This is a genomic window from Deltaproteobacteria bacterium HGW-Deltaproteobacteria-6 (genome assembly GCA_002840435.1).
GTDB lineage: Bacteria > Desulfobacterota > Syntrophia > Syntrophales > Smithellaceae > UBA8904.
In genome coordinates this window covers 108214-118261 of record PHAT01000001.1, presented here as the reverse complement: position 1 = coordinate 118261, position 10048 = coordinate 108214, and the positions used below count along the sequence as shown (strand labels likewise).

Here is a 10048-nt window from a genome sequence, read left to right as displayed (position 1 = left end):
TCACAGCTTACCCCGGGAACTCCAGTTCTGATGGTTGCATCGGGCACCAATTTGTATGCATCCTATACCGGAAGCGGCATCTATATGCATAACGGCACTGCCTGGTCGCAGATCACCCCCGGCAATCCAGAGAAGATGCTGACTTCAAATAACATCTTGTATGCAGACTTTGGCGCAAATGGCCTCTATCAATATAACGGCACGATCTGGTCGCAGCTTACGACCGGCAACCCGGCAGATATGGTGGTGGGAAATTGATGAGTAATAGGCAAGGGGCAAGGGGGTAACCATTTAGTCTCTTTTCAACGGTGTCGTCGTCAACTCGAGTTTTGCGACAACGCCGCGTGTGCATCCGTTGTGCTGGCAGTCAAGAGAGTTTGCCGAAATTTGCGCGTGAACGACTTGCCTTCGGGCAATCAGCACAAGGCCTGGCCGCGTGCTATCGATCCAAGACCATTTGCGGGTCTGGTTCCAAAGGATGTTTTCCGGAAAATCATCAGGCGCCGGATAGGTTCTTAAGGTCTCGGCAGGTTTGAACGCAAGCGGTTTTTGGAAGAGTTTGGAAAGTTGCTTAACCAAACGTTTCGCAATGCCTTCAGCTTCCGGCCAGGGAATATCTTCAGATTTTAGCTTTGCGCCTGTGACACAGGCATCCTTGAACGCAGGAAGTCTACCATCTAACAAGAAAAAGCCCGGACGGGTTAACCCGTCCGGGCTTTTGTAATTTTCAACAAAGATAAGCGAAGCTTCCGTTTAGCCCTTCAGCCTTCAGCCTTCAGTCTCGTCCCCCTGCAGGGGGATCGAACTAATCGGCTATTTCTATAATCAGATATTTTTTCTTTCCCTTGCGCAGGCGCAGTTCGTTGCTGACGGCAAAGTCATCAGGGGACAATTTTTCATCCACGGATTTAACCTGGCGTTCACCGATATAGATGCCGCCCTGGTCAATGAGGCGTTTGGCCTCCGACATGGATTGTGTCAGTCCCGCCTTGGCGCATAAAGACGTGATCAGAAGACCGGCATCCAGATCCTTGCGGGAAACTGCATAACGGGGAATGGCGGACGTATCGGCCTGTGGCGCTTCGCGCGGAATGTCGCTTGCGGGGAAAAGATCGGCATCGACCGGACGGGCATGGAAGGCCTCCATCGATGCGCGCCACGCGGCTTTTGCCGCTTCCGCGCCGTGGGTGACTTTGGTTGCCTCGTAAGCCAGGACGGTTTTAGCCATGTTCAGTCTGGCGTCGGCCAGTGTTTTGACGACGGCAATTTCTTCAAGCGGCAGATACGTAAAGAGTTTGAGAAACCGCTCCACATCCGCGTCGTCGCAGTTGACCCAGTATTGATAATACTCGTAGGGCGTGGTCAGCGTGCCGTCGAGCCAGACGGTGCCTTTTTCCGTTTTTCCCATCTTTTGACCAAGCGACGTGGTAATCAGGGGAAAGGTGACGGCCTGCGCGTCTTTGGCTTCAACCTTGCGGATCAGCTCGGTGCCGGCCAGCATGTTACCCCACTGATCGTTGCCGCCCATTTGCAGGGCGCAGCCGTAATGCTGGAACAGGTATAGAAAATCATAGCCCTGCAGGAGCATGTAATTGAACTCGATAAAGTTGAGCCCTTTCTCCAGGCGGATCTTGTAGCTTTCCGCCGCCAGCATTTTATTGACGCTGAAGTGCCGTCCGATATCACGCAGAAATTCAATGTAGTTGATCCTGGTAAGCCAGTCGGCATTATTGAGAAGCAGGGCGCGGCCGTCGGTAAAATCCAGATACTGGGAAAGCTGTCTGCCCAGACACTGCGCGTTGTAGTCAATCTGCTCGCGGGTAAGCACCTGGCGCATTTCCGTCTTGCCGCTGGGATCGCCGATCAGCCCGGTGCCGCCGCCGACCAGGGCAATGGGCTGGTTGCCGTTTTGCTGCATGTGCGCAAGCGCCATGATAGGCACCAGAGAGCCGATATGGAGGCTGGTGGCGGTGGGATCAAAGCCGATATAACAGGTCACGGGGCCTTTGGCGAAAAGCTCGGTAATCAAGGCCTCGTCGGTGATCTGCTCGACAAAACCTCTTTCCTTTAAAATTTCATAAGCGCTTTTCATCTGGTCCCTCCGTTCAATCGTTGAGCTTGATGCTGATCCTCTCAATAGCACTGGCCTTACCGCTTTGCGCGTCAATATCCATCATGACGCCCTGCAGGCGGATATCATTTTTGGCCACGTCAAATCTGTTGGGTATCTGTGTTAAGAATCTTTCAATGATGGTGTCTTTTTTAATGCCGATCACGGAGTCAAAAGGGCCGGTCATTCCAACGTCGCTGATATAAGCCGTGCCGCCCGGCAGAACTTCGTTGTCCGCCGTCTGCACATGCGTGTGCGTGCCCAGCACCGCGGAAACTTCACCGTCGAGATACCAGCCCAGGGCCTTCTTCTCCGAGGTTGCCTCCGCGTGGATATCAACGATAATAACATTGGTTTTGGCTTTCAACCGGGCAATTTCCTGTTTGGCCGTGACAAACGGACAGTCAATCGGCGCCATGAAAATCCGGCCCGCCAGATTGAGCACACCGACGTAATCGCCCGCGGCAGTCGGCATTAATACCGAACCTTTACCGGGCACTGTGCCCGGATAATTGGCCGGACGCAGCAGCGTCTCATAATCGTCGATATATTCCAGCACATCTTTTTTATCCCAGATATGATTGCCGGACGTCAGGATATCAATGTGCGCTTCATACAGTTCTTCGACAATATCCCGGGTAACCCCAAAACCGGCCGCCGCATTTTCACAATTGGCGATCACCAGATCAACGTCGTGCGTCCCAACCAGAGAAGGCAGCAGTTCTTTAACCGCCGTGCGTCCCGGCTTGCCCACGATATCGCCGATAAAAAGAATCTTCATGCTTCACTCGAATCTATGCGCGCTACTTGGCAAAATTAGACACGCGTGTTTCCCGGATAACCGTGACCTTGATCTGTCCCGGGTAGGTCATTTCGTTTTCAATCTTCTTAATGATGTCGTTGCACAGCATCACGGTGTCATTGTCGGAAATTTTTTCGTTTTCCACCATGATGCGGATTTCACGGCCTGCCTGAATCGCGAAGCACTTATCGACGCCGTTGAAGGAATGAGCAATCTTTTCCAGTTCCTCCAGACGATGAACGTAGGTTTCCAGCATTTCACGGCGCGCTCCGGGACGGGCTGCCGACAGGGTATCTGCCGCCTGCACCAGAACTCCCAGCAGCGTGTTGTTGCGTCCGTCGTCGTGATGGGTGGCAATTGCCTGAACGATACGCGGATTTTCACCGAAGCGCTTGGCAAAGTCGGCGCCGATGGCCGCGTGCGTTCCTTCAATTTTATGGTCCACCGCCTTGCCGATATCATGCAGCAAACCGGCGCGCTTGGCCTCCTTGATGTTCATTTTCAGTTCAGCAGCCATAAGCCCCGTCAGATAAGCCACATCAATGGAATGTTGCAGAACGTTTTGAGAGTAGCTGGTGCGGTATTTAAGCGCGCCCAGCATATTGATAATTTCCGGATGAATATCGTGGACGCCGCAGTCGAAAGACGCTTTTTCACCGGTTTCGCGGATAATCTGTTCGACTTCCGTCCGTACTTTTTTGACAATTTCCTCAATCCGGCCCGGATGAATGCGGCCGTCCTGAATAAGCCGTTCCAGCGATATGCGGGCAACTTCCCTTCGGACCGGGTCGAAACTGGAAAGCACCACCGCTTCCGGCGTATCATCCACAATCAGATCAATGCCGGTAGCCGCTTCAATCGCCCGGATATTACGGCCTTCGCGCCCGATGATGCGGCCTTTCATTTCTTCACTGGGCAGATTAACAACGGACACCGTATGCTCCGCTACATAATCTCCCGCATACCTTTGAATGGAATAAGCGATGATTTCGCGGGCCTTCCGATCGCCCGTGAGCTTGGCTTCTTCTTCAATTTTACGGACAAGGACTGCCGCGTCACGTTTGGCGTCCGATTCCATCGATTGAATCAGAATATTTTTTGCTTCTTCAGGCGTAATGCCGGCAATCTTCTCCAGTTTGTCTTTTTGCTCTTCCACCAGCGCGTCCATCCGCTTGTGTTTTTCCTCCAGAGCGTGTTCTTTCTGGGTTAAATTTTTATCACGCCCCTCAAGGTTTGATTCCTTTTGTGTCAAGGAATCGATACGCTTGTCCACATTTTCTTCTTTGATCCGGATACGTTTTTCCAGGCCTTCCAGATCACTTTTAATATCTTTCGTTTCCCGGTCAAAATCCGCCTTCATCTTCAGCAGATTTTCCTTAGCCTGCAGAATCGCTTCTTTTTTGAGTGTCTCGGCTTCTTTTTTGGATTCCTCGACAATACGCGCCGCCAGACTTTCCGATGCCTTGATTTTCTTTGCTGTAAATATCTGTTTCAGAACATAACCGACTATGGCACCCGCCAAAACCGCTACTACTATAAACAGGACAAACAAACCGCCCTCCAACATAGTTATTACCTCCTCTTTTATCCTGGTGAAATAACTGTCTGAACAATGTTTTAACCCGAAAATCAGACCGCCCGCTTCAACAGGATTATATTTAAACCTTCCGACAGGCTTTGATCAAAAACCCTGCCGAAGGATTCATGGTATTTTTTAGTGCTGTGTACGTCGATGGAAAAGGAAAAAGGAAGGCAGTAAAAAACCCCCGCCTATGCCGTGTAAATCACGATTTTGAACCTTTTATAAAAGTGGGCGCCCGGTGTTGTTTGTTTCAGGCTTTCTGCCACCCGACCAGCGGAACAAGGCGGACATGCTCACCGCAAACAAGTATAGGCCCCAGGTTCAAAGTGTTGGCTCAAAAACAAATGACAATCACGCACATCGCAGGGGTGAATAAATTTCTTAATCAACTTGCGTTTTCTATTAACTGAATAAGCTTTTCGGACCGATGCGTCAGTTGCTCACATAAGTCCTGATTGACTCCCTTTAATTTTAAATAATCTTCTGAAATGTTCAAAGCTGCCAGGATAGCCACATCCACTGTCCGGAGTTCATCGTTCGACTGCATGACATCTTCCATCTTCTCATTAACAAATCGAACAACATTGGCCACTTGTTCATCTTCCGCATCACTCAAAACCGCAAGTTCCCGCCCTAAAATTTTAATTTCGTAACGCTTTTTCAAAATCCACGCCCTGGAAGCTTATTTTACCACCTCTATATCTGCAAGTAAATCAAGCAGTGAATCCACCCTTGTGCGTACGCTGTTCCTTTCCTCATCTAATACATTAAGTTTACTTTTGTATTCTTCTATCTCCGATTCTTTATTTTTTAGTGCTTCCTCCAATATTGAAATCTGTTTCTTCAAAAAAACCTGTTCACTAACAATATTCTTAATTTTATCTTCAAGTTCGGTAAATTTGCTAATTTCCACGTTCGTTTCAGTCCTTTTTTTTAGAATCTGCTATCTGTAATTCCACTTTAAATTCGGTTTCATTTATGCCAATTCATACCTGAAATGTCAAGTCATTAATTCGGTTTGCGACTCTGCCAGCACCTCGAAATACCGGTCCAGTTCCGACAATATTTCGCTACTGTCCGTCATTTTTCCCACTTTTTCCCTGAAACGCCCCGAACCGGTTAATCCTTTCGTGTACCAGAGTAAATGTTTACGGAACGTTCTGCCCGCAATTCGCCGGCCGTAAATCTGCGTCTCCATTTCCCAATGCTTTTTAATGAGAGCCTGACGCTCAGGCAAGGAAGGATGGTAATCGCCCGAAACACCATTCAATAATTGATCAATTCCTTTGAATATCCATGGATTTCCCAGAGCGGCCCGGCCGACCATCACCGCGTCGCAGCCGGTTTCCCGGCACATGCGAAGCGCGTCCGCGGGCTCGCGGATATCGCCGTTGCCAATGACCGGAATCTTGACGGTATTTTTGACCTGACGGATGACCTCCCAGTCGGCATGGCCGGAAAATCCCTGATCGGCCGTCCGGCCATGAACGATGATGGCCGCCGCGCCTGCATCCGCGGCGATCCTGCTCATCTCCACTGCATTGATGGACCCCGGGCTCCATCCGGAACGAATCTTGACCGTCACGGGGATGTCTGACGCTCCAGCGACTGCCGCAATGATTTTCCCGGCCAGGGCGGGGTCTTTCATCAGCATGGCGCCGGCGCCGGTTTTGACGACTTTCCGGACCGGACAACCCATATTAATGTCTATTAAATCAGGATGATGCCCGGCAACAACCTTGGCCGCCTCGGCCATCAGGGCGGGGTCGGCGCCGAAAATCTGAACCCCCAGCGGCTGATCTTGAGGAGAGGTTTTTAAATATTCTATTGTTTTTGCTGATTCACGAATCAGGCCGTTGGCGCTGATCATCTCGGTCAGACACAATCCGCAGCCGAAACTGCGGGCAACCAGCCGAAACGGCAAATTCGTAATGCCCGCCAGCGGCGCGAGAATCGCTTTATTCTTGAGGAGATGGATTACAGAAGACACAAATCAAACCCGACCGGATGATGACTTCCGGAGATACTCACCCGCCTTTGCAAGCTCTTCGAGGGTATTGATCCCCATGACTTCGACATAATCCGCCGTCAGACAGGCACAGGCCTTCCGGCCCTCCCGGCGGGCGATTTCCACGATATCGGTCAGATAATATTCCTTTTGCTGATTATCGTTTTTGACCTGGCTAAGCGCGGCAAACAAAAAGGGCGTATCAACACAATAAATCCCCGTATTGATTTCCAGGATTTCTCTTTCCGCGTCGGTTGCATCCCGATGCTCGACAATTTTCAGAATATCGCCCTGATTATTTTTCACAATGCGTCCGTAGGCATGGGGGCCGGGCGGCTCGGTGGTCAGCACGGTCACACAGGCAGAGGCCTTCAGATGATTATTAATCAGCAACCGGATCGTCTCCGGTTTCAGAAGCGGCACATCACCGCAGAGGATAACCGTCAACCCTTTGTAACCGCTGAGAACGCCGCCGGCCTGCATCACGGCATGTCCGGTTCCCAGCTGCGGCATCTGCTCCACAAAAACCAAATCCGGATCAGGAAACGCTTCCCTGACCTTGTCCGACTGATGGCCGACAATCACAACAATTTTTTGCGCCCCCGCATCCCGCGCCGCCTTGATTGCGTAATGCAACAGCGGTTTGCCGTTGAGCACATGAAGCACCTTGGCCATATCCGATTTCATGCGGGTGCCCTTCCCCGCCGCTAAAATAAGCGCGCAAAATTCACTGCTTTGCATCAATTGCTTTCACCTCATACCGTTTGTGTCCGCGGCCCTTCCAACGGCGGCGGAAAAATCACCAGGACTTCCCTGATGGCTTTCTGATCGGCGTTTTCGACGATAAAGATCATGCCGTCGAATTCAAACCTTTCCCGGCGCAGGGGAATTCTGCCCGCCTGCTGGATCAGGAACCCGCCGAGGGTCTCATAATTGCCTTCGGGCAGTCTTGTCAACAAAATTTGATTCAGATCGTCTATTTTCATCCGGCCGTTGATCAAATATCGTCCGGCGGCGATTTTTTTGTACAGTTTCTCACCCTTGTTATATTCCTCATCGATGCTGCCGACAATTTCCTCTCCGATATCTTCCATCGTGACAATGCCGACCGCGCCGCCGTACTCATCAACAACCACGGCCATGTGCTCGCGTTTTTGCTGCATATCCATCAACAGCGGACCGGCCTTTTTCGTTTCCGGAACGTAAAACACATCCGTCCGCATGCAGTCGGCCACCGTGACCATATCCGATGCGGCCATCGGCGTCTGCTTCTGTTTCAGCAGCATATCCAGAAGATCGAAATAATGCAGAATGCCGACAATATTATAAGCCGTTTCCGAATAGACGGGAATGCGCATATATTTTTTTGCCGCGACCACTTTCGCCGCTTCTTCGATCTTCATCGTTTGCGGCAGAGCCGTCAACGCGGAAACAGGCACCATAATCTTTTCCGCCGTCAGTTCCGAAAAATCAAAAACACGGCTGACCATCTCTTTTTCCGTCGTCAGAATATCACTGCCCTCCGTCTTTTCGCCTAAAATATATTTCAATCCTTCTTTGGTGATGTAGGAGGATTGCGTCTCTTGCTGATTGAAGGAAATGTTGACCGCGCCTCTGGATATCGCCGCGACAAAATAAGCCAGCGGATAAAAGACAAAGGACGACAGACGGATGAAATGGGCAACCTTGATGGCCATGACCTCCGGGTAATGCTGGAAAATACTGCGGACAATGATGATGACAAACAGGATCGGCAGCATAACGGCGAAAGCAATCTGCTCGCCCTTATCCGCGCCGAAATATTTAATCAAAAGACCCGTGGCCAGTGTGGAGGCGACAATAATCGCCAGATTCGTACCGATGAGCGCAGTGGAGATAAACCATTCGGGATGTTCCTTTAACTTGACGGCCTGCATGGCGGCGCGGGATCCCCGGCGCGCGTAATATTTTATTTTGTTGATGTCGGAGGAAAATAAGGCGACCTCCCCGCCGGAATAAAGGGCTTCCAGAATCAGACAGATCAAGATGAGGGCAAGAATCAGATAGAGGCTCATTCGTCCGCCTCCGCCGGTGTCCGTTTTTCAATCCGGATCTTGAGTATCCTGGTTTTGCCGATGCTCTCGATGCGGAAGTGATAGCTTTCAAAATCAATGCATTCGCCGCGCTCCGGCATCTTCCCGAACAAATGCAGAACGAAGCCGCCGATGGTATCGAATTCATCCTGCGGCAAAGAGGCCAAGAGCAGATCGTTGACCTGCTCCATCGGCATCTTGCCGGGAACAATCATCGTGTTTTGGTCCACAATATCGCACCCGAAGTTGGCCGGTTCGTCATCGCCGTAAGCCTCTTCAAACAAATGCTCCAGAATGTCTTCCAGCGTCACCAGCCCTGATACGCCGCCGTACTCATCCACCACGATGGCAATCTGGATCGACTTTTCCTGGAAATCATGAAGCAGGCCGTTAATGGTTTTGCTCTCCGGAACAAAATAGGGTTTCGCCATCAATTTTTCAATAGCGGTCGACGGCCCGGAACGCAGGGTGTCATTAAGCAGATCGCGGGCAAAGAGGATGCCGATAATGTCATCGCGGTCATCCCGATAAACCGGAACCCGTTCGTAGCGGTTGTGCACAACTTCCCGGACAATCTCGGACGCCTCCATATCCAGAGAGAGGCAGAACATGTCCACGCGGGGAATCATAATATCCGTCACCGGCTGGTCGCCCGATTCAAAAATGGTTTTGATGAGTTCTTTTTGCGACTCGTCCACAACGCCTTCTTTGCTCCCCGCGTCAATCAGATGCTTGAACTCGTCTTCCATCAATACATCCATGTCCCGGATCTTGCGCTTATCCAGCCGCTTTAAGATCAAACCCGGGGTTTTTTCCAAAGCGGCAACGATCGGGAATTCCAGACGGGAAATCAGCAGCAAAAGCGGCGACACGGCGGATGCAACCTGCATCGGGTAAGTCACGCCGAACGTTTTGGGGATGGCCTCACCAGCTAGAAAAAGGACCACCGATGTCACGATGATCGAAACCCATTGTCCGTTAACTCCCAAAAGACTAATGAACAGAGAGGCGGCCAGAATGGAAATGCTGATATTAACGGCTTCATTACTGGTGACCACCGTGATGAGCAGACGCCGCGGATTATCCAGCAGTTTCACCACGGAATTGAAAAAGGGGTAATTGTCCGACTTCATTTTATGCAGATGCAGATCCGAAAGCGAAAGCAGCGCCGCCTCCGCCGAAGAGAAGAATCCGGAAAACAAAAAAAGAACAACCAGTATGATGATATCAGAACTCAAAACCAATGACTTAAACCTCGCCGCTGTTGTTGATGCATTAATTTATCAGATTACAAATAAAAAAGATACAGCGCTTTCCGGGAAACATCATCGGGATGAAATGAATCAAATTGTTATTATTCCATTGACATCAAAAAGCATCCTTCCTATACTTCCGGTGCGGCGGGCGGATCGAAGCATCAATATTTTAAATCGGCACGATATGTTTTCGTATTGAAAGCAGGGGCATGGAGAAA

At 50.6% G+C, this 10048-nt stretch carries 12 protein-coding genes, 1 other RNA gene and 1 pseudogene (1 of these 14 cut by a window edge); 3 read left to right on the top strand and 11 right to left on the bottom strand.

Annotated features, from left to right (window positions below; all coding sequences use genetic code 11):
* A pseudogene (locus CVU71_00490) lies at nucleotides 1–31 on the top strand (hypothetical protein) (it extends 1085 nt beyond the left edge of the window).
* On the top strand, nucleotides 31–258 hold the full coding sequence (locus tag CVU71_00485; protein PKN20310.1) for a hypothetical protein: 228 nt from the start codon (nucleotides 31–33) through the stop codon (nucleotides 256–258). Before CVU71_00490 ends, CVU71_00485 begins: the two are co-directional and overlap by 1 nt.
* Before the next feature lie 33 nt (nucleotides 259–291).
* Here CVU71_00485 and CVU71_00480 read toward each other — a convergent pair whose 3' ends face one another.
* The 11 genes from CVU71_00480 to CVU71_00430 all read right to left on the bottom strand — a co-directional run bounded on the left by CVU71_00480 (nucleotide 292) and on the right by CVU71_00430 (nucleotide 9818).
* Complete coding sequence (locus CVU71_00480) at nucleotides 292–684, bottom strand: hypothetical protein (protein PKN20309.1); 393 nt, start codon at nucleotides 682–684, stop codon at nucleotides 292–294.
* A 121-nt stretch (nucleotides 685–805) separates the two neighbouring features.
* Nucleotides 806–2092 (bottom strand): tyrosine--tRNA ligase, encoded by a 1287-nt coding sequence (locus CVU71_00475; GenBank protein ID PKN20308.1) that lies wholly within the window; start codon nucleotides 2090–2092, stop codon nucleotides 806–808.
* Between the two features lie 13 nt (nucleotides 2093–2105).
* The gene (locus CVU71_00470) at nucleotides 2106–2891 is read right to left on the bottom strand and encodes a TIGR00282 family metallophosphoesterase (protein ID PKN20307.1); all 786 of its coding nucleotides are present in this window, start codon (nucleotides 2889–2891) and stop codon (nucleotides 2106–2108) included.
* A gap of 22 nt (nucleotides 2892–2913) precedes the next feature.
* Complete coding sequence (gene rny, locus CVU71_00465) at nucleotides 2914–4479, bottom strand: ribonuclease Y (GenBank protein PKN20306.1); 1566 nt, start codon at nucleotides 4477–4479, stop codon at nucleotides 2914–2916.
* Nucleotides 4480–4671: 192 nt separating this feature from the next.
* Nucleotides 4672–4866: non-coding RNA, 6S RNA (gene ssrS, locus CVU71_00460), on the bottom strand.
* A gap of 13 nt (nucleotides 4867–4879) precedes the next feature.
* Entirely contained in the window at nucleotides 4880–5161 is a 282-nt protein-coding gene (locus CVU71_00455; protein PKN20305.1) for a cell division protein ZapA, read from the bottom strand.
* Nucleotides 5162–5176: 15 nt separating this feature from the next.
* Entirely contained in the window at nucleotides 5177–5407 is a 231-nt protein-coding gene (locus CVU71_00450) for a hypothetical protein (protein ID PKN20304.1), read from the bottom strand.
* Nucleotides 5408–5494: 87 nt separating this feature from the next.
* Nucleotides 5495–6484, bottom strand: a complete 990-nt coding sequence (locus tag CVU71_00445) for a tRNA dihydrouridine synthase DusB (protein PKN20303.1) — start codon at nucleotides 6482–6484, stop codon at nucleotides 5495–5497.
* Nucleotides 6485–6487: 3 nt separating this feature from the next.
* Nucleotides 6488–7243: a hypothetical protein gene (locus CVU71_00440; GenBank protein ID PKN20302.1), complete on the bottom strand. Its 756-nt coding sequence runs from the start codon at nucleotides 7241–7243 to the stop codon at nucleotides 6488–6490.
* A 14-nt stretch (nucleotides 7244–7257) separates the two neighbouring features.
* A complete protein-coding gene (locus tag CVU71_00435) occupies nucleotides 7258–8556 on the bottom strand; it encodes a hypothetical protein (GenBank protein PKN20301.1) in 1299 nt (432 codons plus the stop codon).
* Nucleotides 8553–9818, bottom strand: coding sequence for a hypothetical protein (locus tag CVU71_00430; GenBank protein PKN20300.1), 1266 nt, complete (start codon nucleotides 9816–9818; stop codon nucleotides 8553–8555). Before CVU71_00430 ends, CVU71_00435 begins: the two co-directional genes overlap by 4 nt.
* Between CVU71_00430 and CVU71_00425 the strand changes: the two genes are divergently transcribed.
* A complete protein-coding gene (locus tag CVU71_00425) occupies nucleotides 9796–10029 on the top strand; it encodes a hypothetical protein (GenBank protein PKN20299.1) in 234 nt (77 codons plus the stop codon). The two genes, CVU71_00430 and CVU71_00425, sit on opposite strands and share 23 nt — an antisense overlap.
* Nucleotides 10030–10048 lie beyond the last annotated feature (19 nt).